21 protein-coding genes and 1 tRNA gene are annotated in these 23,688 nt (G+C 53.9%); 17 read left to right on the top strand and 5 right to left on the bottom strand.

Translation table 11 applies throughout. From position 1 onward, the window contains the following. Position 1: 1 nt before the first annotated feature. Positions 2-2,338 carry a xanthine dehydrogenase family protein molybdopterin-binding subunit gene (locus BTUS_RS11705; protein ID WP_013076283.1) on the top strand — a complete coding sequence of 779 codons (2,337 nt, stop codon included), beginning with the start codon at positions 2-4 and terminating at the stop codon, positions 2,336-2,338. Between the two features lie 152 nt (positions 2,339-2,490). On the opposite strand, the gene BTUS_RS11700 is transcribed toward BTUS_RS11705, so the two are convergent. The 4 genes from BTUS_RS11700 to BTUS_RS11690 form a co-directional block, all read right to left on the bottom strand. Beyond that, on the bottom strand, positions 2,491-3,327 hold the full coding sequence (locus tag BTUS_RS11700) for an alpha/beta fold hydrolase (RefSeq protein WP_013076282.1): 837 nt from the start codon (positions 3,325-3,327) through the stop codon (positions 2,491-2,493). Positions 3,328-3,381: 54 nt separating this feature from the next. Then, entirely contained in the window at positions 3,382-3,558 is a 177-nt protein-coding gene (locus BTUS_RS18480) for an aminocarboxymuconate semialdehyde decarboxylase- like protein (RefSeq protein WP_013076281.1), read from the bottom strand. A gap of 25 nt (positions 3,559-3,583) precedes the next feature. Then, positions 3,584-3,793 (bottom strand): hypothetical protein, encoded by a 210-nt coding sequence (locus BTUS_RS11695; protein WP_013076280.1) that lies wholly within the window; start codon positions 3,791-3,793, stop codon positions 3,584-3,586. A 691-nt stretch (positions 3,794-4,484) separates the two neighbouring features. Beyond that, positions 4,485-5,258 (bottom strand): IclR family transcriptional regulator, encoded by a 774-nt coding sequence (locus tag BTUS_RS11690; protein WP_013076278.1) that lies wholly within the window; start codon positions 5,256-5,258, stop codon positions 4,485-4,487. A gap of 918 nt (positions 5,259-6,176) precedes the next feature. On the opposite strand from BTUS_RS11690, the gene BTUS_RS11685 reads away from it, so the two are divergent. From BTUS_RS11685 to BTUS_RS11625, 13 genes are all read left to right on the top strand, one after another. Continuing rightward, positions 6,177-7,229, top strand: coding sequence for an LLM class flavin-dependent oxidoreductase (locus BTUS_RS11685; protein ID WP_013076277.1), 1,053 nt, complete (start codon positions 6,177-6,179; stop codon positions 7,227-7,229). A gap of 190 nt (positions 7,230-7,419) precedes the next feature. Next, positions 7,420-8,529 (top strand): cupin domain-containing protein, encoded by a 1,110-nt coding sequence (locus tag BTUS_RS11680; protein ID WP_013076276.1) that lies wholly within the window; start codon positions 7,420-7,422, stop codon positions 8,527-8,529. A gap of 68 nt (positions 8,530-8,597) precedes the next feature. Continuing rightward, positions 8,598-9,422, top strand: a complete 825-nt coding sequence (locus tag BTUS_RS11675; protein WP_041305835.1) for a fumarylacetoacetate hydrolase family protein — start codon at positions 8,598-8,600, stop codon at positions 9,420-9,422. A gap of 425 nt (positions 9,423-9,847) precedes the next feature. After that, the gene (locus BTUS_RS11665) at positions 9,848-10,615 is read left to right on the top strand and encodes a maleate cis-trans isomerase family protein (RefSeq protein WP_013076273.1); all 768 of its coding nucleotides are present in this window, start codon (positions 9,848-9,850) and stop codon (positions 10,613-10,615) included. A gap of 537 nt (positions 10,616-11,152) precedes the next feature. After that, complete coding sequence (locus BTUS_RS11660; protein ID WP_013076272.1) at positions 11,153-11,980, top strand: alpha/beta fold hydrolase; 828 nt, start codon at positions 11,153-11,155, stop codon at positions 11,978-11,980. 43 nt (positions 11,981-12,023) lie between these two features. Then, positions 12,024-12,284, top strand: a complete 261-nt coding sequence (locus BTUS_RS11655; protein WP_013076271.1) for an extradiol ring-cleavage dioxygenase LigAB LigA subunit — start codon at positions 12,024-12,026, stop codon at positions 12,282-12,284. A 91-nt stretch (positions 12,285-12,375) separates the two neighbouring features. Next, positions 12,376-13,182 (top strand): DODA-type extradiol aromatic ring-opening family dioxygenase, encoded by an 807-nt coding sequence (locus BTUS_RS11650; protein WP_013076270.1) that lies wholly within the window; start codon positions 12,376-12,378, stop codon positions 13,180-13,182. A 61-nt stretch (positions 13,183-13,243) separates the two neighbouring features. After that, a complete protein-coding gene (locus tag BTUS_RS11645) occupies positions 13,244-14,539 on the top strand; it encodes an aromatic ring-hydroxylating oxygenase subunit alpha (RefSeq protein ID WP_013076269.1) in 1,296 nt (431 codons plus the stop codon). Then, a complete protein-coding gene (locus BTUS_RS11640) occupies positions 14,532-15,032 on the top strand; it encodes an aromatic-ring-hydroxylating dioxygenase subunit beta (protein ID WP_013076268.1) in 501 nt (166 codons plus the stop codon). The genes BTUS_RS11645 and BTUS_RS11640 overlap by 8 nt, the downstream gene beginning before the upstream one ends. Before the next feature lie 327 nt (positions 15,033-15,359). After that, positions 15,360-15,581, top strand: a complete 222-nt coding sequence (locus tag BTUS_RS17610) for a hypothetical protein (RefSeq protein ID WP_013076267.1) — start codon at positions 15,360-15,362, stop codon at positions 15,579-15,581. Positions 15,582-15,877: 296 nt separating this feature from the next. Then, positions 15,878-16,630 carry a GntR family transcriptional regulator gene (locus BTUS_RS16955; protein WP_013076266.1) on the top strand — a complete coding sequence of 251 codons (753 nt, stop codon included), beginning with the start codon at positions 15,878-15,880 and terminating at the stop codon, positions 16,628-16,630. A 119-nt stretch (positions 16,631-16,749) separates the two neighbouring features. Beyond that, entirely contained in the window at positions 16,750-18,042 is a 1,293-nt protein-coding gene (locus BTUS_RS11630) for an IS110 family RNA-guided transposase (protein WP_013076265.1), read from the top strand. A 1,037-nt stretch (positions 18,043-19,079) separates the two neighbouring features. Next, positions 19,080-19,167, top strand: a tRNA-Leu gene (locus tag BTUS_RS11625). 440 nt (positions 19,168-19,607) lie between these two features. On the opposite strand, the gene BTUS_RS11620 is transcribed toward BTUS_RS11625, so the two are convergent. Beyond that, positions 19,608-20,099 (bottom strand): PaaI family thioesterase, encoded by a 492-nt coding sequence (locus BTUS_RS11620; RefSeq protein ID WP_013076264.1) that lies wholly within the window; start codon positions 20,097-20,099, stop codon positions 19,608-19,610. A 204-nt stretch (positions 20,100-20,303) separates the two neighbouring features. Here BTUS_RS11620 and BTUS_RS11615 point away from each other — a divergent pair, with 204 nt between their 5' ends. The 3 genes from BTUS_RS11615 (at position 20,304) to thrS (ending at position 23,599) form a co-directional block, all read left to right on the top strand. Next, on the top strand, positions 20,304-20,693 hold the full coding sequence (locus BTUS_RS11615; RefSeq protein ID WP_013076263.1) for a VOC family protein: 390 nt from the start codon (positions 20,304-20,306) through the stop codon (positions 20,691-20,693). A 97-nt stretch (positions 20,694-20,790) separates the two neighbouring features. After that, positions 20,791-21,042, top strand: coding sequence for a hypothetical protein (locus BTUS_RS11610; RefSeq protein WP_013076262.1), 252 nt, complete (start codon positions 20,791-20,793; stop codon positions 21,040-21,042). 631 nt (positions 21,043-21,673) lie between these two features. After that, positions 21,674-23,599, top strand: coding sequence for a threonine--tRNA ligase (thrS, locus tag BTUS_RS11605; protein ID WP_013076261.1), 1,926 nt, complete (start codon positions 21,674-21,676; stop codon positions 23,597-23,599). Positions 23,600-23,688 lie beyond the last annotated feature (89 nt).

Genomic DNA, 23,688 nt, shown 5'->3' with positions numbered 1-23,688 from the left:
GGTGTCCGAAGTGCTCAAACCCCAATTCACCGGCGCCCGGGTGACGCGGTTGGAAGACCCCCGGCTATTGCGAGGTCAGGGATCGTATTTGGATGATCTTGATGTTCCGGGTATGCTGGAAATCGCCTTTGTGCGGTCAACCCAGGCGGCGGCTCGAATTCTCAGCGTCGACGCGTCCGAGGCCCGGCGCGTTCCCGGAGTAAAGGCGGTCTTTACCGCTGAGGATTTGCCGCTGGCCCTGAAATTCAATCCGTACGATGTGATCCAACCGGTGCTTGCGAAAGAGGAAGTGCGTTTTGTCGGGGAGCCGATCGTCGCGGTGGTGGCGGACAATCGCTACATCGCCGAGGATGCGGCGGAACTTGTCAAGGTGGAATATGAGGCCATGGAACCGGTATTGGATATGCGCCGGGCGGCGGCGGACGGCCCGCGACGGGTGCACGGCCATCGGCCCAACCTGTTTCATCATCGTGAAATCATCAGCGATGGTTTTTCGGAGGCGTTTTCGTCGGCGCCCCGGCGTATGCAGTTGACCTTTCAGGTGCACCGGCAGACCGGCGTGACCTTGGAAACCCGGGGATGCGCGGCGACGGTGGATCCGGTGGGAGGTCGCCTGACGGTCTATGTGTCTCATCAGTCCCCGCACGGCGTTCGATCCCTTCTGGCCAGGGCCCTGAATATGCCCGACAACCGCATTCGCGTCGTGGTTCCCGAGGTGGGCGGAGGATTCGGCATCAAGGCCATGTTCTATCCGGAGTATGTGGCGGTGGCCCAGATTGCCCGACTTTTGGGGAAACCCGTCAAATGGGTGAGCGATCGCACAGAATCGTTGTTCACCGATGCCCATGCCCGGGACAGCATTCACGAAGTGGACGTGGCCTTTGAAGAGGACGGCCGCATTGTCGCGATCCAAGATCATGTGATCGGAGATACCGGCGCCTACCCGTTTCCGGGGTTCCCCGGCGCGGTGGGGGAGTCGAATTGGGCGACCGAGATGATCACGGGGCCGTATAAGATTCCCCATGTCTCGATCACCATCGACGCTGTATTTTCAAACAAAGCGCCTCTGGGTCCATACCGCGGCGTGGGCGGCCCGATCGGCGCCCAGGTGCAGGAAGGGATCGTCGAGGCCGTGGCCCGGGCCCTCGGCAAGGATTCCGTGGAGGTTCGCCGGGTGAACATGATCGGTCCTGAAGATTTTCCCTATCATACTCCGACGGGCAAAGTGTATGATCCCGGCTCCTACAGGGAATCCCTGGAGCGGGCGGTTCAGATGCTCGATTACGAGGCGTTTCGCCGGAAGCAGGAAGAGCTGCGGAAACAGGGCCGTTATCTGGGCGTCGGGTTCTGCGCCTTTGTCGAACCGTCCGCCATGGCCGAGTCTGAAGCCGGGTCGACCCCGTATGAGGCGGCCAGCATTCGCATCGAGCCGTCGGGTACTGTCACCGCGGCGTTTGGACTCGGGCCGACGGGGCAGGGCCACGAAACCACCATGGCCCAGCTGATCGCCGATCGCCTGGGCGTGGATGTGGGTGACGTCGTGGTGCTTCACGGCGACACGGACAGTGCACCCTTCGGCGGTGGCACCGGGGGGAGCCGATCCGGGACCATCGGCGGCGGCGCCGCTTTGCGCGCCGGTGAGGAGATGAGGAAAAAGATCATCAAGCTCGCGGCGCATCTGCTCGAGGCGGCCGAGGAGGACATTGAGTTGGCCGGCGGCCAGGCCCATGTCGCCGGGGTGCCGTCCCGCGGCATTTCCATTCGCGAGATCGCCCGCACGGCGTACGCCGATGTGTCGCGGTTGCCGGAGGATATGCAGCCGGGCCTCGAAGTGGTGGTCCGCTACAGGCCGCCGCTGCCGGCCACGTTTTCCAACGGCACCCACGCCGCGGTGGTGGAGGTGGATATCCGGACAGGTTTCGTGAAGGTTCTGGATTACGTGGTGGTGAACGACTGCGGTCGGTTGATCAATCCGATGATCGTGGAAGGGCAGATTCACGGCGGCGTGGCCCAGGGCATCGGCAGCGCGTTTCTGGAGGAGCTCAGGTACGATGAAGACGGCCAGCTGGTGACGGGATCGCTCATGGACTATTTATTGCCGGAAAGCGTCGATGTCCCGAGGATGCGGGTGCAGCACCTGGAAACCCCCTCGTCCAGCGAGGGCGGATTTAAGGGCATGGGGGAAGGGTCGCTGATCGCCGCTCCGGCGGCCCTGGCGAACGCGGTCTCCGATGCGCTCGCCCCGTTCGGCGTCCTGGTGACGGAACTGCCGATTCGGCCGGAGCAGATTGTCAGTTGGGTGGAGGCGGCGAGGAGTAAAGCGGCGAATGAGGCCTGACGCGGACAGGCGGAACCGACCGTTGTATTCTCGCGGCGGAAGGGATCGTGCGAACCCGGGTGATGTTGGTCATCACCCGGGCCGCCGGGCCCACGGGCGGCGCGTCGCAGCCACATGTGCAAAGGTGCGAAAGGTGCGGCCCGGGGTCCTCGTCATCCATTGTTTTTTAGAAAATGTTTGACCAACCGACAAAAGGCCTCTGTCTTTTCAATCTGTGTCCAATGTCCGCATTGCGAGAACATGTGAAATTCGGCCCGGGGCAACAGTTGTGCCAATCGCCAGCTGGTTTCGGCAACCGGCAATACGCGATCTTCGCGTCCGTGGATCAATAATGTCGGTTTGTCTATACTTCGCAACGCTTCTTCACTTAAAGAAAGCTCGTCCACCCATCGCTGACGCGGTGCCGGAAACATGGACGCGTAGGATTCGTGAGCCCCTTCCTGGATACTCGCTTTGTACCTCATTTCGACCAGGTCGTCTTTTTCAGCCATCGTTTGATCATAGGCGAAGATCCGAATTAAATTTCGCATGTTCTCCAAACTTGGCTCGTAGCCCCAGACTTTGTCCAAGCCTTCGGTCAATTGGAATCGGATGCCGGCGCTCCCCATGAGGATTAACTTGTCAATCCATTCCGGACGCCGGTGGGCAATGTGTAAGGCCAACGCCCCACCCAAAGAATTTCCGATAATCGAAACGGGTGCAAGATTTTTCTGTTCGATGAATGCGATCAGATGATCGACCCAGACATCCACCGAATAGGTGATGCGCGGTTTTTCCGTTTGTCCAAATCCCACGAGATCCGGTGCGTACAACTGGAAATCATCGGCAAGTAAAGGAAAAACCAGGCGCCAATTCGCCCATGCAGAAACGCCCGGGCCGGAACCATGGATCAGCAGCAGAGGCTTTCCTTCACCCGCACCCGCCTCATGGTAATGAGTGCGGTAACCGCCGATCGTTTCAAAGACGCCCTGTTCCACTTTTGCTTCCATCATTGGATTCCTCACTTCCCTCGAATCTTTGCGTTTGTGCCATGGGATGACGACCTACCGGGTCGCCCTCAGATATGAGAGACAGTTGCGATATTGAATAAGCTCCAGTTGGTCCTCCGGCAACGCCAATTGCTTCAGGGCCCGGCCGGGTTCCTTTTCTTGAATGGCGAACGGATAGTCGGAGCCGATCAGCAATCGGTCCGCGCCCACCACGTGAACCATATGGCCCAACAGCAACCCTTCGTATACCAGGGTATCATAATACAGACGGCGTGCATACTCTTAACCCAAAACCCGGTCGTTGATCCTTCTCCCGTTCCCCGGTCTGCCAGTATTCGGTCCAGAACCAGGATTGGTCCCGGTCGCTTTCGACGACGGCCCGCAGCGCTTCATAGGCGATTTCCAGGTCCGCGGGGTGCGTGATCTGGTCGACAAGCCTATGGAGCTCCTCCTTGGCGACGGCCATTGCCGGTTCGCTCCTTCCGCTTCGGTTGGTGGCAAGGATATTGTACCACGGGCGGAAAGATGCGGCGGGGTTTTGCCAGCGTTCTGTACAAAGTTACCGCCTCTCCCGGCTATCAGGAAAAGGGCGATTTTTGGTAGAATGGTGATGGCGGATAAGAAAAACGCTCGCTTCCGCCGGGAATCTTCCCGAAAGGAGGCGATGCGGAATGGAGCCGCGAGCGTATCGCGTGGCAATGGCATTGCTTACGCTAATCTCGGTTCTTGTCGGCACCGTCAGCCTAGCCGTTCGCCGTGAAAAATTCTCCCGGTTCCCCTCAGTGGTGAATGCTGAGGCCGGAGGGTGTGCGGGGTGTCCTGTACCTCCCCAAAAGACCCGGAATGTGAATTCAACGGTCCCGCCGAACTGAAAAATTAGCGTTTGCCGCTGCAACCTCCCGGCGGGCCGGAGCAGAAGATTTTTCCTCCCACGTATCCGCAGTCGGCGAATAATGGCGCTCCGACTTACGCGTATGAAGAGCGCCTGATCAATGGGCAAAAGGGTCGAAATCTGGGTCCACTGCTTGGCGCGGAAGGCTTGGGATGCTCAAGCCCTCCGTTTTCATATTGTTTAAGCAACATCGAGAAAATATCGGATGGAGGGAGGCGTCTTCTCGGGATCCTGCGGGAAGGGATCTCCAATGATGCATCTGCTGTCATACTCTCCCTCGATAGCCCAGCAAGGAAGATAACTCCTGTGCAGATTCCCGTAGAGCGACATTTAACGGATGGTTTCTGTCGGTGCTCACACTGGACTCGACCGTAATCAAGGTCAAGACCCCTTCCGTGTTGCACGAATGATTCAGAACGGGGACGGCCACTGCCCCCAATCCCTGAATCACCCCGCCCCGAGTAAATCCAAACCCCCTCTGACGGACGATGTGAAGTTCTTGCTCTACCTGATCCAAGGGAATTCCCCTTACCCTGCACTCTTCTTCGAGAAATGCTCGAATCCGCAGATCGTCGCGGTTGTACGCGGCAAAAACCTGTCCGGTTGCACTGGTGGACACCGGAATGTAGGAACCCACCCGGATCCCTATATTGATCTGCTTGGTGCTTTTTTGAACTGAAACAAACAACGGACCTTTATCCGACCAGATCGCGAGAGCAATCGATTCATCGACCTTGTTTACAAAATTCTTCATAACGGGAACCGCCGCCGCAGTAAGATCATATTGGTCCATGGCGGCTAACCCCCATTCGATCATCCTCGGCCCGAGAGCATATAAATCTGTTTCCGCAGACTGGATGAGCAACTGCATCCGACACAGACTCGTTAAATACCGATGGAGCTTGCTTTTGGACATCCCCAACAACCCTGCAAATTCTGTCAACGATATCGGGGTTGAGTGGGCAACGAGAGTCTGAAGAATTTTGACCGCAGTTTCCACAGATTGAATCCCCAGACCCTCTTTACTTTTGATACCCATACACCATCACCCTTTAAAATTCACTATTAATAAGCATAATTTACTAAAATTAAATTACAATATCATTGTAGTTGCCCCATTCTTTCCTGTCAAGGGTTCTCCGGGAAGAGCCTTTTTCGATGTCCCTTTTTTCGAACCTTCAGCACGAACCCCATCGGCGTGTTGAGTCCGACATCCCTATTATCTGATTGATCATCCGCAAATTGGGTGATTCAGGCCATGCTGAACCAGGGTCAGGTTCTTGGTTACCTGGCTCAGGAGTTCCATCTTCTACAGATTGCTTGTCCTCTACGACGCCCTTCGAACCAAGCTCCTCAAGCTTTGCATGGACATCCGCACCGCGATCCCTTCGGTAAGGTTTCTTCATGAGTGAGCCACTCCCCTTTCGGTAAGATTTTAACGGAGTGATTGCGAATTCTTGACAGGAAAGAATGGTTCGATTATAATTACACTATCATTTAATTTTAGTAAATTGAGTTTACTAATAATAAATTTCGGAGGGGGTGGTTCGTGGATATCAAAATGCAACAAGGGTTTGGGAATTCGATCCGGAGAAAATTGATAGAAAAAAGTCTCCAAACTCTTGTTGCCCGGGCAGCTCTGCTACCGTTTTCATAATTTGGAATAGTGTTGCGGATGCCAAAAGCAACGTCCGTCGGTATTTAACCAGTTTTGGTCGGATGCAGTTACTCATCCTGTCTGCTGAGACCATAGGTCCCGGATGATCGAATGGGGGGATGGCCGCGATCGACCACTTTGATCTTACCGCGAGCATACTCCAGTCCGTTGTGAGCAGAAACCATCCATTAAACGTCAGTCTACGGCAATCCGCACAGGAGTTATGTTCAATGTTGGGCTACCGAGGGAGAGAATGACGGCAAACGTTTGATTGGAGATCTCAAATGGAGGTGCTAATTCATGAAGATCGGCTATTTTACATTGACGGACAATCCCCCTCTTTATGAGGAAACTCAGCAGAATCCGCAACAGATGATTCGCTCTCTCGTAGAGGAGGCAGTCTACGCCGAAGAGCTTGGATTTCATTCGGTGTGGGTCCCTGAACATCATTTCGGATTGTTTGGCGTGTTGCCTTCGCCTTCCATGCTCTTGGCCCATGTGGCAGCTCGGACGAAGCGGATTGAATTGGCTCCGGCGACGGTGTTGTTGCCTGTGAATCATCCGATTCGGATGGCGGAGGAGTACGCGTTGTTGGATGTGCTGAGTAACGGGCGAACGATTTTCTCAGCCGGGCGCGGGTATGACGAGCGAGAGTACAGAGTCTTTGGTATCGACTATAACCTGAGTCAAGAAATCTTTTTCGAACAATTGGATATCATCAAAGAAGCTTGGACGAAGAGGGCAGTGTCGTATGAGGGTAAACATTTTCAAATTCCGGAAATTGAGGTGGTTCCCCGTCCGGTTCAGTCCCCGCATCCGCCTGTGTATGTTGCTTCGTTCAGCCGACCGTCCCTTGAAAAGGCGGCCAGTCTCGGATTCAATGTGATCTTTGCTCCTTTCGCCGCGGCTATGGTCTTCGGCAATGTTCAGGAAGCGGCGGCGCAATTTCGCCGGACGGCCGAGGAAAATGGATTTCAGGACACGAAAGTCAAATGCTCGTATTTTATTCAAGTATCTAAAAATAAATGGGAAGTCGAAAGTATGGCTCGCAGAATGCTGAAGTATTTCCGGGGAATTTTACCGGCCTTCCCACAGGATCCCGAGAAGACACCTCCTTCCATTCGGTATTTTCTTGATATTGTCCAGCGATTGAGTAATATGAAAACGGAGGATTTGAGTGAGCGGAGCATCATTAACGGGGATGCGGAACATTGCATCCGGGTGCTCAAGGATGTGGAGGCGGCCGGGATTGATGAAGTGATTCTCTATTTCAACGTCGGAGGACTACCGCACAAGGATACGATGTTGCAAATGGAACGATTTGCACAAGAAGTTCTCCCCTATATTAAGTAAGCGGTTTTTAGAAACATGTACTAGTGACGGATGGCTGACAGTGGCCTTGAGGTCTTGGCCGAACGGACAGTGGGAGAAGATCCTGCCTGTCGAGCCAAGGGAATGGAAGCGGAGATTCGGGAATGGAACGTGGCCTGTGCCGATTTTCAGACTTCGAAGTGACCGAGAGATTGAAGGAGGCGTGGGAAAAATGGGGGCGGAAGAACACACGTGGTCTCCAGAGCTGGAGGCGTTTCACGAGGAGATTGAACGGTATTACCTGGGTCCGCTCTGGGCGGTGATCCAAGGAGTCATCACCAAGGAGCCGGCCACCGACGCGGTGCCGTACCTGTGGAAATGGTCGGTCATCCGGGAACGGGTGTTGCGCAGCGGGGAGCTGGTGACGCCGGAGCGGGGCGGGGAGCGCCGGGTGATCTATCTGGAGAATCCGGGGCTGAAGGCCAAGGGGATTCCCATGGCGGCGACCCGGACGCTGTACGCGGGGATTCAGTTGTTGTTGCCCGGGGAGGTGGCGCCGTCCCACCGGCACATTCAGGGGGCGATCCGGTTCATCCTGGAGGGGGAGAAGGCGTACACGACGGTGGAGGGCGAAAAAGTCTACATGGAGAAAGGGGATTTCATCCTGACGCCGCCGTGGACGTGGCACGATCACGGCCATGAGGGGACGGAGCCGATGATGTGGATGGACGGGCTGGACGTGCCGCTGCTGGATCGGCTGAAGGTGTCGTTTTTCGAGCCGTATCCGGAAGATCGACACCCGGTGAAGTATCCGCCCAATTATTCGGCGCTGCGGTATGCGGGAGGAATGATGCGGCCGGTGGGGGCCCGGCGGGGAGAGGGCGGATATCCGTCGTCGTTGATTCTGTACACGTGGGAGCAGACCCAGCGGGCGTTGGACCGTTTGTCGGAACTGGAGGCGGACCCGTGCGATGGATACGCACTGGAGTATATCAATCCGAACAACGGGGAATCGGCCGACGCGCGGATTGGGAGCTGGATCCAAAAGCTGGCGCCGGGGATGCACACCCAGGCGCACCGGCATGTGAGCAGCGCGGTGTACCACGTGAAAGAAGGACGGGGGTACACGGTGATCAACGGGGAGCGGTTTGACTGGGAGGCGGGAGATTTCTTTGTGGTGCCGCCGTGGGCGTGGCATGAGCATGTGAACACGGGAGAGACGGAGGCGTATTTGTTCTCGATCAATGACCGTCCGGTGATGGAGAAGCTGGGGCTGGAGCGGGAGGAGGCCCACCCGACCGGGTGGCAGGACGTGGTCCGGGTGTTCGAGCCTCTGCGGTGAGCGGCCGGCGGGGAAGTCGGGGAAAAGGATGCGGCAGAAAACGGGTACGGAAGGCGGGATGGGTGCAGATGAAATTGGCGGTATTCAATGAGAACCGGTTGGGTGTGGTGCAGGGAGACCGCATGGTGGATGTGGGAGAGGTGGTGGGGTGGGACCCGGGACGGGTGCAGGAATCGTTGGTGCGGGTGATGGAGCGGTTTGCGGAGGTGCGGCCGGCGATCGAGAGACGTTTGGAGGCGGGAGGGTCTCAGGCGTTGTCGGAGGTGCGGTTGCGGGCGCCGGTACCCGGGCCGAGCAAGATCGTGGCGGCGCCGGTCAACTACGTGTTGCACCAGCAGGAGATGAACATCGCGTCGACGGTGGAGGGGCTGGGTTTTTTTCTGAAGGCGCCGTCATCGATCATCGGACCGGGGGAGACGGTGCTTTTGCCGTACCGGGACCGGCGGACGGACCATGAGGCGGAGCTGGCCTTTGTGGTAGGGAGAAAGGCGAAGGATGTACCCGCGTCGAGGGCGGCGGAGTATATCTTCGGGTATTTTGCGCTGATGGACATCACGGTGCGGGGGAAAGAGGACCGGCCGATGCGCAAGTCGTTCGACACGTTCACGCCGATCGGACCGTGGATCGTGACGGCGGACGAGGTGGGGGACCCGCACCGGTTGGAGATGGAGCTGTGGGTGAACGGGGAGCGGCGGCAGCATGCCAATACGCGGGATTTGATCTATGATTGCTACCGGTTTTTTGAAGTGGTCAGCCATGTGATGACGTTGTACCCGGGAGACATTGTGACGACGGGGACGCCGGAGGGGGTGGGGCCGATCGCGAAGGGGGACGTGGTGCGGATCCGGATTGAGCGGATCGGCGAGTTCTCGGTGAACGTGGATGAAAAGTGAGTGATCCGCATGCGGGGCACCAACGGACCTTTTCGATACGGCAGCCTGTGTCGTCGTGTTGCAACCATGGATTCCGAGACATTGTGCGGAGCCCGCGTGGCGGTGACCCTCGGAAACAAACGACTTGTCTTCGCCATCGCAGCGGTATACGAGGTCCCTGACTCACAATCGTTTGCTATCGGGTGGGGAACGGTCGGCGAGGCACCGGAACGATGGATTGATGGTCGTTCCCACGTGTCGAAGTGGATAACCGACGTCTCGGTGGATCAGGTCGTGAATCATCTCCACTGGATGTGCCTGGGAGGCAGATGGTTGAAGGGACGGGTGTCGGAATGCCTGATCACTGAAACCCGTCCAATGCAGGGTTACATTTGGATATCAGGGGAAGGCCACTGTACTCCCGTTCAGGGAAGGGGAGAAGCAGGATGAAGAGAAACTACCGGATTGGCCTGATCGTGCCGAGTTCCAACACGACGATGGAGACAGAGATCCCGGCGATGTTAAGGGCGCGATCAGAGGAGATCGATCCGGATGTAACATTTACATTTCACAGCAGCCGTATGCGGATGCAGCACGTAACGAAAGAAGAACTGGCGCAAATGGACAAAGACAGCGATCGTTGCGCTATAGAGTTGTCCGATGCCCGGTGTGACGCGATGGCTTATGCCTGTTTGGTGGCCATCATGTCTCAGGGAGCCGGGTATCACGAGTGTTCGGAGACACGGCTGCAGCGTGTGGCTCGGGAGAATGGCGCCCCGATTCCGGTGATCAGCAGTGCGGGCGCTCTAATTGCCGGCATTGAGGCCCTTGGAGTGAAGCGGGTGGCCGTGGTGGCTCCTTACGTCAAACCGTTGACAGAGTTGGTGGTTGGGTATATTCAGTCATACGGCATCGAAGTGACGGACTCTGTCAGTCTGGAGGTGGCGGATAACCTCGCCGTCGGGCGACTGGATCCGATGAATTTACCCGCAGTCGTCGATGGGCTTGATTTGAGCCGTGCCGAAGCCCTCGTTCTGTCTGCGTGTGTCCAAATGCCTTCGCTTCCCGCGATTCAGGTGGTGGAGGACAAAGTGGGACTGCCGGTGTTATCGGCCGCGACGGCGACCGTGTACCGATTGTTAACGGTGTTAGAACTGGATCCGATTGTACCCCGGGCCGGACGGTTACTGTCGGGTCGGACGGAACAAGCCTAAAGAGAAGCTTGAAACGAAAAAAAGGGGAATTTTTCTTTCCGCATTTGTTGTGCGCTCGGCATGGGTGTTGACTCGGCGGTGAAACGCCACTGTAGGCGATGAGTGTGCTGGCTCAAGACGAGGGTGTCCATTGCGAGGTGGAATCCGAAGGAAGCCCAGGCAGACGCGAACGTTACCGTTGGCGTCGTTAAGCTTCGTGAACCGCCGCATGCAGAACCGCATGTCCGGTGGTGTGGGAGGACGGGGGCCAGCTGCCCCCTCCTACTCAACATTCAGGAATGAATAACCATTCTTAAACATTCCGAGGGCCAGAAACTTCGAAATCCGGGTTCATGAGAGAACCCCCTTTCGACAAGATGTTAACGGATCGGGCTCTTGACATTTCGCCGTTGTAATTCTAAAATTAAACCTGAAAACTCAGTATCAACATTTAAGTGTAAAGGGGGTATCAAGGAAGAACGTTACCCCAGCAGTTCCGGACCTCTTGGAAATTCTACGAAAGAGAACTTCTACCACTATCGTATGAGGAGGAAAAACATGGCAGACGAGTTGAGAGAAGACTATATTGTGGCCAACGGCATTAAGACGCATGTGTGGGAAACAGGTAGCGGCGAAACGGTCCTCTTCGTCCATGGTGGAGGAGCGGGTGCGGACGCTTGGGGGAACTGGAAAGATACGCTGCCCCGCTTTGCGGCTGCAGGATTTCGTGCGGTGGCCATTGATATGGTCGGGTTTGGAAAAACGGACAAGCCCGATCCAGCTACCTTTGAATATTCGAACCAGGCCAGGATCGATCATCTTATTGGAGTCATTCAATCTATGAACGTCTCCAAGTTAAATCTGGTCGGCAATTCGATGGGGGGTGCGGCTTCACTGGGGGTATGCATTCAACGTCCGGAACTGGTCAACAAGTTGGTTTTATTGGGCAGTGCCGGCAGACACCGCCCTGTCCAGCGGAGTGAAGAATTAAATGCAGTGCTGAAATATACGCCTGGACGTGAACAGATGTATAAGATTGTTCGTGGTTTAACCAATCCAAAGTTTGAAGTGGATGAGGCCATGGTCGATTATCGGCTGGCACTCAGTCAAAGTCCAGGAACGATGGAAGCGTATATTGGCACGATGAAGTGGGTGGAAAAGAACGGAATGTTCTATGAGGATGAAGAGTTACAGAGTATCCCTCACAAAACTCTGGTTATTCATGGAAAGAACGACCGCATGGTTCCCATTGATGAATCCTGGGAGATCTGCAGGCTGATAGAGAATGCCTGGATGCATATTATCCCGAATTGCGGTCATTGGGCGATGATCGAACATCCTGATGAGTTCTGTGCCGTTACGCTCTACTTTTTAAAGAATGCGTAACCTATTAACGCCTATCTTCTATCCAAAAGGAGCGGATTGGACGATGAGCGCTTGGCAAGTGAACAAACTGGTTCAGGACATCGTTCGTGATAAAGAGCTTGCGGCCGCATTTAAGCGTGACGAGGATTCGGTTCTTCGCCGATATACGTTGACCGAAGACGAAATCGAGGGTTTGAAGGTGGGCGAACCGCCCAAATTGTCCGCGATCGGTATGCATCCGATCCTGCAGATCTGGTACTTGTTGCTCAAAAATGAAGACGCTGCTCGGCACGTGACTGTGAAGGAGTATGTTCAGGACTTGTAGAATTCAGAAACTTACAGTTTCATCAGATTATACTGGTTGATTCTAAAAATGGAACGAAAACAGCCCCGAAGCGGACGAGGAGGTATTGACCGTGGGAAAAATTGTTGCGGCAGCGGCTACTTCTCATATCATGATGAGCAGTCACGGAGTGGAAGAACAGGCCAAGAATGTTGTTGAAGGATTTCGGCGCTTTGGGCGCTACATTCAAGATGCTAGGCCGGATGTCATTGTTTGCATGTCCAGCGAACACATGGTCAATCTTCATTTGGATAATATGCCGGCGTTTTGTGTAGGTGTCGGTGACAAGCACATGGCGTACGGAGACATGGATATCCCTAAAGTTCAGGTAACCGGGCACCGGGATTTTGCACAAAGTTTTGTACAACATGCTTTTGACAACGAATTTGATCTGGCAACTTCTGAAGAACTATTGCTGGATCACGGTGTGATGTTGCCGTTGCTCTACGCCAATCCGGGAATGAAGATTCCCGTTGTCGTCCTTCTCACCAATATTATGACTCAACCTATGCCCAGCATGAAACGGTGCGTAAAGTTGGCGCAGGTTTTGCGCGAGACCATTGAAACGTTGCGTCCGGAGAACGAAAGGGTTGCGGTTATTGGGACCGGTGGCCTTTCCCACTGGCTTCCGCCTGGAACCGGCGGCATCAATGAAGAGTGGGATCGCATGCTGTTGGATGTGATCTCTTCCGGGCGTGTGGAGGAACTCTACGATCTTTCGACTGAAGAAATTATGGAAAAAGGGGGCAATGGGGGCCAGGAGATTCGCAACTGGATCATGATGGCTTCCATGGTTCAGGGTAGGCAAGGGAGAATTCTGTACTATGAAGCTCCCCAGTCCTGGGCAACGGGAATGGGCAGCGTGGTCATGGAAGTTTGATCAAGTAACAGGAGCATGATGCGCGGCTCCGGGCAGTCAGATGTAAAGGAGGAAAGCGGTTATGAAAACTTTGGAAAGATTTATTGATCTTGAAAAAGGTTCGATTAGTCCCGCGATTTTCTGGGATCCAGAGATTTATCAGGAAGAGCTGAAAAAAATATTTACAAAGAGCTGGCTTTTTGTTGCCCACGAAAGCCAAATTAAACAGCCAGGAGACTACGTAACTAATTATATGGGAGAAGATCCTGTCATTATAACTCGGGATTTAGAAGGAAAGATTCACGTATTTTTAAACGCTTGCCCCCACCGTGGGATGATGATTTGTAGAACTGATGCTGGAAATTCAAGATTCTATCGATGTCCATATCACGGATGGACCTTTGAAAATAGTGGAAATTTAATTGGCGTACCAGAATTTGAATACGCATATTGGGGAGAGTTGGATCGTTCGAAGTACCGCCTTAGAGAGGTTCCGCGGGTTGAATCGTATAAGGGGTTTATCTTCGCGAATTGGGATCCAAACGCTGCACCGTTTGTGGAATATGCCGGAAAAGATTTTCTATGGTATATGGATCTTGCTTTTGAAAAGTGTTTGGGGAATTTCGAGGTAACGGGTCCAGTAATGAAACTAAGACTCAGAACAAACTGGAAGATTCCAACAGAAAATTTTGGAGATGACTACCATGTCTTATATACTCATGGCTCCGCTTTTAAAATTGGCTTCATGCCGCCCTATGACGCAGTTGGATCTTATAATGCTTACTGCGATAATGGACATAGCGTAGCGGATATACCTGAATTTGGAAAAGGTTTAGAGCTGGATCGTATGATAGCCAAACAACTTGGTCCTGAAGCAGAAAGGTATTTGGAATCAGTGGATAAAAAACTGAGGGAAAAACTTTCACCAGTGCATGCAGACTTGCATCAAGTTGGCCAGCTGCTGATTTTCCCGAATCTAACGTTTCTTACATTCGGGGTTTTTCGTGGAATTCATTTATTCCAGTGGCATCCTAAAGGAGTAGATGAAACGGAATTGTGGCAAATCCCCTTATACGACAGTGAAGCTCCTGATGTTGCGAAGGAGTATGCTAGGAGATTTTCCCAACGCGAAAATGCTCCTGGTGGAATTTTTGCAGCGGATGACGGGGAAAATTTCGAGCAAATTACCAAGGCAACTAAACCTTATGTGACGAGACAGTTTAACTTTGATTACTCCATGGGTATTCGTCACGAGGGGGAGATTCAAATTCCAGGGTTGCCCGGTGTCCTTGGTCGGCATTACAGCGAGCAGAATCAGAGGAACTATTATCGATATTGGCTAAAGTTGATGAGTGAGGAGGGGGTCTTTCATGACTAACCTGGAGATCCTGAAGGAGATTGAAACATTTCTGTATCGTGAAGCTTATTTATTAGACCAAGGAGATTTTGAAGCGTGGCTAGATTTATTTACAGATGAAGCTGTTTATTGGATGCCTACTACCGAGACGAGGGATAATGACCAGGAAAAATCGCCAGTACTGGGCGAATGGCATTTGATCGAGGATGATAAGTACTTTTTGCGCAAACGTTATGAAAGAATGCAAACGCGATTAGCGCATGCTGAACAGCCTCGTTCGAGGACGAGGAGATTTGTGACAAATATCTTTATTTTGGATAATGTGGACGATAATAGTTTTGTGGTGCATTCAAACTTTATCGTTTACCAATCAAGGTTAGAACACGAAGAGTACTATTATGTGGGGCGTCGTGAGGATACTTTAATTCGGGATGGTGATTCATGGAAGATTTTGAGGCGTTATGTCTACCTCGATCAACGAGTTTTACCGCGGGCCATTTCCGTTTTCTTCTAAGGCGAGGCTTCTTGGTAATTCGAAATTGGTCCTGATATACTGTATCAAAATGGGAGGAATTTTGTAACATATGATCGGACCATCCGCCCCTCTTGGGTAGAGTATGGGAAAGGCAAGTAAGCATCACCAGGAGGGGTTTGAGATGGTTCTCTACGAACGGGGTGCTCAAAACGCCCAAAACAATCAAAATGTTTCAGTAAAGATTTAATCGCGAACGAATGTCTTGGTACTGCTCGATTAATGATTAACATCTTATGATTATGTACCAGAGCAGGGATCATATATTGGATTTGACCAAGTTTTGTATTAAGGAGGCGAAAGTAACCCATGAACAAGGCTATGAATGTTGAAAACGAATTTGCCAGTGTTATTGTCAAAATAGATTCAAGCGGAAATTCCGACCGTTTAATGATTCAAGATCGTCGGACAGGAAAAAGGGTTTACCTGGATGCGTTGCAGCTGGAAAGTCTCACATGGCAATCAGACGATATTTTTAGGAAATTGCTAGAAAGCCCTTTTGGACCTACTACCAATCATCCTCCAGTCTAGTTTCTTTTTTATAGAAATTAATAATTACGCTTGTTCACACGCGGTTTAGGAGGACGTAAAAGAGAGCGGCAAGTATGAGCAGTCGTGAGATCGCAAAAGCATGGGCGGGCCACCAACTAAGACCTTGAACGGCGTGCTCAATATTAAACGCTTTTTTATTCACCTGGTGGGTATCCTTTCTACCAAAGTTTTGGGTTATTTGTCTTTTGGATCAAAGGAACCTTCCCTTGAGTCACAGAATTGTTTAATATAGTTAAGTTGAGAGCCTGCTGGATCGGAAGGGTGGCTGGAATGCTATGAGTCATTTAGGTTCAAACGGGTCGCAGCCGGATGACGAGCTGGAGAACAAATTGAAATTGTTCCGCAAGAGGTTGTCCCTTGTTGAAGGAACTCAACAAGATGGTCATTATGAACATTATTATGGTAGAAAAAGGGACCAAGTCTATCTTTATATTAAGAGAAAGATTCAATCCAGAGAACTACAGCCTGGTCAACTTATTGATGCACAACGGATAACCGAAGAATTAAGGGTCAGCCGTACACCGATTCAGGAGGCGTTTACCCGCCTTGAACAGGAAGGCTTTATTAAAATGGTTCCGCAAGTCGGCGTCTTTGTGCGCACCTCTACTTCTAATGAATTGTTTGAGAAGTTGCTCAGTCGGGCGGTGTTGGAGGGTGTGTTGGCGGAATGGGCATCAAAACGCATCGGCGATGAAGAATTGCAGATGCTTGAAGAGTTGATACAACTCATGGAATCAAGGCGTCTGTCAGTTCAACAATATTCTCTTCTGAATCGTGAATTTCACAACGTCATTCACTTGACAGCGGGGCTCAGTCATATCCGCATGTTGGTTGAACTTCAATGGGATCTTGTTGATTATACAACGTCAACCGATATTTTGTTTAAACCTGAAAACATGCGCCTATCTTTAGAAGAACACATGGAAATACTTGAACATCTGAGGAACAGAAGACCCCTTGAGGCTCGAAGAGCCATGGAGGCGCATGGGATGCGTGTGGCCAATCTGTTTCGTGGAACAGCTGACTGAGATAACTTTGATTAGAAAGCAGTCCTGTAGTGAAGTAATTTGAGGTTTGCTGCATAAAAAACCTCCTGGTATTGTGGTAGTTGTCCAAACCAACCAGAAACCAGGAGGGTGAAGCAGCAATGGCCAGGAATGTAAACGCCAAGATTCAGCGCATCACGGAGGGAACCCTCATTGTCGGTGTTGACGTCGCCAAACACATCCACGTCGCTCGTTGCGTGGACTGGCGAGGCATCGAACTGGGCAAGCCCCTCACCTTTGAGAATACCAGGACTGGACTCGAAGGTCTAGTGCAGTGGCTGAAGGGGTTAAAACATTCCTATGCCAAAGAGGACGTCCTTGTCGGGATGGAGCCCACGGGACACTACTGGATGGCCTTGGGGCAGTTCCTGCGGAACCGGGGCATTTCCGTGGTTCACGTCAATCCGTCCCACGTGAAGAAGAGCAAGGAATTCGACGACAACTCACCGACCAAGAATGATGTCAAGGATGCCCTGACCATCGCCCGTTTGGTCAAAGACGGGCGGTACCAGGAACCGATCGTTCCGGTGGGTGTCTACGCCGAGCTGCGCAGCGGCATGAACCAACGGGAACGCTTAAACGAGGATCTCATACGGGTACAACACCGGATCCAAAACTGGCTGGATCGCTATTTTCCGGAGTTTGTCCCCACGGTGTTCAAGCAGTGGGACGGGAAAGCGGCGTTGGCCATCCTGCGGCAGGGCTGGCTGCCTGTGGATATCGCTCAAATGAACCCGGAGCAGATTGTCGAGATGTGGAAGGAGGTGGGGATCCGACGCGGAGTTGGACTGAAGGCAGCCAAGCGGCTTGTGGATATCGCACAAGCGTCCATTGGCCTGACCGAAGGGCTGGGGATGGCCCGTCAGGAGCTGCAGATCCTGATGAGCCAGTATGACCTGCTCCAACAGCAACTCAACCAACTAGAGGCACAGATTGCACAGCTCCTGACACACATTCCGGGGGCAGCGCAAATGCTGCGGATCCCAGGCCTTGGTTTATCCACAGTGGCTGGCTTCCTGGCCGAAGTGGGTGACCTATCGCGATTCACAAGCTGGCACCAAATCCGCAAGTTGGCGGGATTAAACCTGAGGGAAAACAGTTCAGGTAAACATAAAGGGCAAACCCGCATCAGCAAACGGGGGAGAGCCAGGCTGCGGGCCCTGTTGTATCGAGCCGTCTTTTACCTGGTTGCGATCAATCCAGAGTTCAAACTGTTGCACCACCACTTCAAGACCCGTGTGGACAACGCCCTGAAGCCGAAGCAGTCACTCATCGCCCTTTGTGGAAAACTGATCCGTATCCTGTTTACCCTTGGCACTCGACAGGTGGAGTATGATCCGATTCGCGCCCTGGGTCCAGCTTATCGGCAGCTTGCGGACCAAGTGACTGTGTAGAAGGCCGTGTTTCACCTCTGTTGAATGAAGGCTGAATCCACAGGTGTGGATTCAGCCACAACCACCAGTGTGGGTAGCCTGAACCGCCTGTCAAGGCGAAAAAACAGCCTTGACAGGCTCACGACGGCTGCCACCAAGGCGAACACTTGGAATGTCGTCCGTCATGAAGAACTCCTTCATCGCTTCATTTGCATTTGACAAACGTACAGCACGGAGAAGCCGGCAGATATTCACTCCATGCGGGCCACGACCCAGTAAGAAAGCTGAGCTGGCCTCCACCCTTTCGATAGGCCGTACGAGGGACTGCTGAGGGCATCGACCCTGTGAGACATGAGAGGGTAAACCACGAAAGTGTTTGGTGGAGATCCGAGGGGCGTACCATAATTTAGGAGACGGTCAGGTACCGTCTACTTTGGTGCACCCTCAAAGAGCCAAAACCGCTCTCATGAACGATTGTGCAGTCTGAGTACGGAATGGTCAAATGCGAAATCGTGCGATTGAGTGAGAAAAACGAAGAAAAACCTACTTTTCTTGAGAGAGGTAAATGAGTGCGTTATTGTTACCGTTATTCCATAATGGCCCAATGCTGACGGGATTGCCAGTCCAGAAGCTGACTGTTACAATGTCCATAAGTCTGGGAAAGGAAAAGGTAAGCGTTAAACGGGGCCGGTGGCTATAGGCTTTCTGAGCACGCCCAATAGACGCCACCCGACTCAAGTGATGGGTCCTGCTCTGGTGGCCGCACTGGGCATATCCTGACGCACGTCGCTAGTCCGAGGCAGCCCTTCTGACGGGGGTCCGACATGTGGTAACCAATCCACGGATATCAGACTGCCGACCGTCGACGATGGACAGGACTCCGGGCCAGGCCCTTCACTGACAAACAAAGAACCACGGGGCCGGGTACTTGACAGCCTCGTTCATATCAGATTTTAACGGAGCGATGGCGGCTCCTTGACATGACCCGGCCATCAAGATATTCTTGATTCTGGTGGCGTATACGTTTACCGACAGGTCGCGAGGGCAGGTTTGACCAGGCCGGGATGGCGGAATCGGCAGACGCAACAGACTTAAAATCTGTTGGGGCATAGCCCCGTGCGGGTTCGAGCCCCGCTCCCGGCACCAGGAAAATCAAGGGGGTTCGGGTTTTTTACCCGGCCCCCTTTGTCATGTCTGAGGCGGATTGCAAATTTATTGCAAATCTACGGTTCCAGAAATACTGTCTTCGGGAGCTTTCGGGGATGTGATAGAATGCAACAACCTGCAAAAAGTGACTGGAAATGCAGAAAAGGCCGGTGTTTGCCTTCACAGGCCGCCTTCCACGGCGGGCTATGGCCTTCAATGGCGGCCTTGGTATTATTGAATCCCTGGAATAAGGCATCTCTGATTGCACTGGCCCAGTCCCGGATTCCCTGGATGAAAGACCGCACCAGATTGACGCCCCATCGATACAGCCGCCCGGGGACCGAAGCGATACAGCCTGTGGGGATCGATTCGTGTTGATGACCTCGTTGCCCTGGACCTGTTCAAGATCCCTCCCTTTGTTTTCGCGAGTGTTTTCGACCCTATTGCTCACCGTGTTTCACGAAGGTGTCAGGCATCAACACGGCGATGACTTCGCCCTTGGCGCAGAGGGTATCGCCCGCATAGACTTCCGCGTCCACTTTCCACTTCGTGGGGCTGATTTCCTGAACCGTACCCACCGCTTTTAACTGGACCCCCTGAGGCGTTGGTCGGATAAATTTTACTTTTAAGGAGCCAGTCACAAAACGTGGCGGTTCCGCTCCGTCACCGACCTCGTGTCCGTTCTTCCGGTGCAGCGCCAGGGAGGCGGATCCGGTTCCGTGGCAATCGATGAGGGAAGCAATGACTCCACCGTACACAAAACCCGGTATTGCAGTGTGCTGCGGTTCCGGGGTAAAGTAGGTGACCGTCTGGTCCCCCTCCCATCCAGTGCGAAAATGATGCCCCTTCTCATTCAGTCTTCCGCAGCCGTAACACCACGAAAAGGTGTCTGGGTACTCGTCTTGGATCGCTTTGACAACGACCGGTTCCATGAATGTCACTCCTTGTCCGATTCAAAGATAAAATGGGCGGCATTTTCGAGACTAAGTCTATTTTACCTGTTAGACGACTTGAGCGATACCACCTGCGGCGCGGCCGGTGAGTTCATAAGACAGGAGTTTTCGCCGGGACGTCGAAAGAGTAATGGAGATCCTTCGATGGACCTGTAAACAGTCATGTTCAGGGAGGTGTGCTGTGTGATCACAGGTGTCAATAATGTCGGGGTCGCGGTTCGGGACCTACAGCGTTCGCTGTCTTTTTATCGGCTTCTCGGCTTCGAAGTTGTAGGGGAGGATGAGACACCCGGGGCGACGATTCGTGCGGGCACGGCGGTGCTGTACCTATTCCAGACGTCCGGGCCGGCGCCGGCGGATCGCCGCCAACCAGATTTAGTCGGTAATCCGACGGGGATCGACCACATTAGTTTTGACGTCTCCGATGTGGATCGTCTGTACGAAGCACTCCGGGGCGAGGTGGATTTTGAAGGGGTGCCCGAAGACCAGCCTTGGGGGTACAGAGCGGTCAGCCTCACCGACCCGGATGGGAATCGACTGTACTTTCTGTCTGCCATCCGAGGTGGTCAATAACTGGGACATCGGTGATGAAGTGAGTTGGACAGCCCTTGCATAAAAATGTCGCCCGCTCCGAAGGCTACGAGGGAAAGCCGAAAGGGGGCGGGAGCATATGTCGAATCGCGGTCCACTGGGTCCACCGGAAGGACGACCGGGGGGCACCGAATCTCAGGAAAACGAATGGGGCCCTGGCACTTGGCGCTTGTTGGAAGATGAAGCCGAAAGTCTTCTTGAGACCCACCGTCAGGTCATGGACAGTTATCGGAGCGGGACCATCGATCATTTGAACGGGTGGGGGGGCAAATCGTCCGGAGAGCAGACGTCGGCGGAGGACGATGACAGGTTCAGCGAACAAAGCTCATAGACTGGAAATTCGGTCTTGACAATAATTTAAGTGCAACTTATAATTCAGCTAGATAGTCTTATGTCGTGTATGTGGGGTTCAACCACTCGTACTGAGAGACGATTATTGGACGATGTGCGAGTTGCGGTTATGCTGTGGTCGATGAGAATACCCCAAAACCAGATGCGCAAGGCATCAGATCCCCGTCCCAAGACGGGGATCTGATGCGAATTGACATCCGGCAGCAGGATGTTTATAATACGGCCCCAGAGGATTACCTTGTCACTCAGGTTCTGAATGGATCAGTGAGCAATGGCGATGACCGAGGAGAGTACCGGCGGGATCGGACCAGAGAGAGGAGCCGCTCCGATATGTGGGCGGGTGGAAGCTCCTTACCGAGGAACGTTTGGGAAAACCCCCTCGTAGCCGCGCGCCCAACCCGCCCTGACGTGGGGTGGCAAGTAAGCGCAGCCGTGGCCGGCGTTAACGGCGAAGGAGGACTTGTGAGGGAAACATGGTCGACCAATGCCGTGGCCCCTTACAAGTTAAAGTAGGGTGGAACCACGAACGAGCGTCTTCGTCCCTGCCAATACGGCGGGATGCGGGCGCTTTTTTGATGTGTGGTTTGAGCACAAACAAGGAGGAAGTTCGGATGAGTGTGCGGGTGACAGATCCTGTGAGGATCCGCTTGAAAGACGGTTCGGTTCGGGAATTCCAAAAGGGGGCCACTCTGGCAGAAGTGGCCGGGACTCTGTCCCGGTCCTTGGGCAAACATGCCGTGGCGGCCAAGTGGAACGGGAAGCTGGTAGACCTTTCGACGCCTGTGCAAGAGGATGGGGAGGTGGAATTCGTCACCCTCGACGATCCCGAGGGCCTGGAAGTGTACCGGCACACCTGTGCCCACGTGATGGCCCAGGCTGTCAGCCGCCTTTTTCCGGGCGCGAAGTTCGCCATTGGACCGGTGATCGAGGATGGATTCTACTATGATTTTGCCGATCATGAATTTACCCCGGAAGATCTCCCCAAGATCGAGCAGGAGATGGAGCGGGTGGTGAAGGAAGATCTGCCCATTCGCAGGGAAGTGCTCGGCCGGGACGAGGCGTTGGAGATGTTCCGGGGCCGGGACGACCGATTCAAGGTGGAGATCATTCGGGACCTGCCCCCGGATGCGGTGATCACGGTGTACCACCAAGGGGAGTTCACCGATCTATGCCGGGGACCGCATCTTCCCTCCACCGGCCGAATCAAAGCGTTTAAACTGTTGTCTTTGGCCGGTGCATACTGGCGAGGGGACAGCAACCGGGAGATGCTCACCCGCATCTACGCCACTGCCTTTCCCACCCAGCGACAGCTTGAAGAGTATCTGCGCCGGGTGGAGGAAGCCCGGAAGCGCGACCACCGACGGGTGGGACGGGACTTGGAATTGTTCTTTTTCGCAGACGAGGCTCCGGGGATGCCTTTTCTTCTCCCCAAGGGCATGGTGATCCGCAATGAACTGGAACGGTTCATGCGGGAGTTTCTGAATGAATACGACTATGAAGAGGTCAAGACGCCGATCTTGATGGACCGGGTGCTCTGGGAGCGTTCCGGCCACTGGGATCACTACAAAGAAAACATGTATTTCACCGAAGTGGATGAACGGGAATTCGCCTTAAAACCCATGAATTGTCCCGGTCACGCCCTCACCTTTAAACACCGGGTCCGATCTTATCGGGATCTGCCCATCCGGATGGCGGAGTTCGGGTTGCTGCACCGCCATGAATTGTCCGGTGCCCTGCACGGGCTGCTTCGAGTCCGGGAGTTCACCCAGGACGACGCCCACTTGTTCGTCCGCCCGGATCAGATCCAAGACGAAGTGTTCGCCTGCATGGACTTGATCGATCGCGTGTACGCCGCGTTCGGCTTTCCCTACCGGGTGGAGTTGTCGACCCGGCCCGAGAATTCTACCGGCTCTGATGAACTGTGGGAGGCGGCCACCGAGGGACTGCGCAAGGCCCTGGAGAGCCGAGGCCTGGAGTATCAAATCAATGAAGGAGATGGCGCCTTTTACGGGCCGAAGATCGATTTTCACGTGAAGGACAGCCTTGGGCGTTCTCACCAATGCGGCACCATCCAGTTGGATTTTCAAATGCCCGAGAAATTTGATCTCACCTACGTCGGCGAGGACAATGAACGCCACCGGCCGGTGATGATTCACCGGGCTGTACTGGGGTCCTTCGAACGGTTTTTCGGGCTTCTCATCGAGCATTACAACGGTGCGTTTCCCGTGTGGCTGGCACCGGTGCAAGCTCGGGTCCTGACCATTGGCGCCGGACATCTGCCCTACGCCAAGGAGGTGCAGAGCCGGGCAAGGGCCATGGGGCTGCGAGTTGAAGTAGATGGGCGGGCGGAGAAAATCGGCTACAAAGTCCGGGAGGCCCAGGTGCAGAAAATCCCGTACATGCTGGTCATCGGGGATCAGGAGGCTCAGACGGGTGAAGTATCGGTTCGCAAACGGGGACAGGGTGATCTCGGCCGGAGATCCGCCGAGGAAGTCCTCGTCGCGATCGCCGAAGAAGCCCGGACCCGAACCCCTTGACCGGTGAGCCCGGCTGTGGTAGGATGGTCATCGTCAGAAGAATAGGGAACTCCAAGTAGAAGCTGTCCGCTTCTCACCCGTCGGCGTCG

Origin of the sequence: Kyrpidia tusciae DSM 2912 (assembly GCF_000092905.1) — a bacterium.
Classification (GTDB): domain Bacteria; phylum Bacillota; class Bacilli; order Kyrpidiales; family Kyrpidiaceae; genus Kyrpidia; species Kyrpidia tusciae.
The sequence above is the reverse complement of the archived record's forward strand: the minus strand, read 5'-3'. Positions and strand labels throughout refer to the sequence as shown.

What these genes read in the sequence shown, in the direction of transcription:
- BTUS_RS11660 (WP_013076272.1), top strand. Translation starts at nt 11,153, where the DNA reads ATGGCAGACGAGTTGAGAGAAGACTATATTGTGGCCAACGGCATTAAG.
- BTUS_RS17610 (WP_013076267.1), top strand. Translation starts at nt 15,360, where the DNA reads ATGAACAAGGCTATGAATGTTGAAAACGAATTTGCCAGTGTTATTGTC.
- BTUS_RS11685 (WP_013076277.1), top strand. Translation starts at nt 6,177, where the DNA reads ATGAAGATCGGCTATTTTACATTGACGGACAATCCCCCTCTTTATGAG.
- BTUS_RS11645 (WP_013076269.1), top strand. Translation starts at nt 13,244, where the DNA reads ATGAAAACTTTGGAAAGATTTATTGATCTTGAAAAAGGTTCGATTAGT.
- BTUS_RS16955 (WP_013076266.1), top strand. Translation starts at nt 15,878, where the DNA reads ATGAGTCATTTAGGTTCAAACGGGTCGCAGCCGGATGACGAGCTGGAG.
- BTUS_RS11655 (WP_013076271.1), top strand. Translation starts at nt 12,024, where the DNA reads ATGAGCGCTTGGCAAGTGAACAAACTGGTTCAGGACATCGTTCGTGAT.
- BTUS_RS11630 (WP_013076265.1), top strand. Translation starts at nt 16,750, where the DNA reads ATGGCCAGGAATGTAAACGCCAAGATTCAGCGCATCACGGAGGGAACC.
- BTUS_RS11680 (WP_013076276.1), top strand. Translation starts at nt 7,420, where the DNA reads ATGGGGGCGGAAGAACACACGTGGTCTCCAGAGCTGGAGGCGTTTCAC.
- BTUS_RS11690 (WP_013076278.1), bottom strand. Translation starts at nt 5,258, where the DNA reads ATGGGTATCAAAAGTAAAGAGGGTCTGGGGATTCAATCTGTGGAAACT.
- BTUS_RS11610 (WP_013076262.1), top strand. Translation starts at nt 20,791, where the DNA reads ATGTCGAATCGCGGTCCACTGGGTCCACCGGAAGGACGACCGGGGGGC.
- BTUS_RS11695 (WP_013076280.1), bottom strand. Translation starts at nt 3,793, where the DNA reads ATGGCCGTCGCCAAGGAGGAGCTCCATAGGCTTGTCGACCAGATCACG.
- BTUS_RS11620 (WP_013076264.1), bottom strand. Translation starts at nt 20,099, where the DNA reads ATGGAACCGGTCGTTGTCAAAGCGATCCAAGACGAGTACCCAGACACC.
- BTUS_RS11700 (WP_013076282.1), bottom strand. Translation starts at nt 3,327, where the DNA reads ATGGAAGCAAAAGTGGAACAGGGCGTCTTTGAAACGATCGGCGGTTAC.
- BTUS_RS11640 (WP_013076268.1), top strand. Translation starts at nt 14,532, where the DNA reads ATGACTAACCTGGAGATCCTGAAGGAGATTGAAACATTTCTGTATCGT.
- thrS (WP_013076261.1), top strand. Translation starts at nt 21,674, where the DNA reads ATGAGTGTGCGGGTGACAGATCCTGTGAGGATCCGCTTGAAAGACGGT.
- BTUS_RS11675 (WP_041305835.1), top strand. Translation starts at nt 8,598, where the DNA reads ATGAAATTGGCGGTATTCAATGAGAACCGGTTGGGTGTGGTGCAGGGA.
- BTUS_RS11665 (WP_013076273.1), top strand. Translation starts at nt 9,848, where the DNA reads ATGAAGAGAAACTACCGGATTGGCCTGATCGTGCCGAGTTCCAACACG.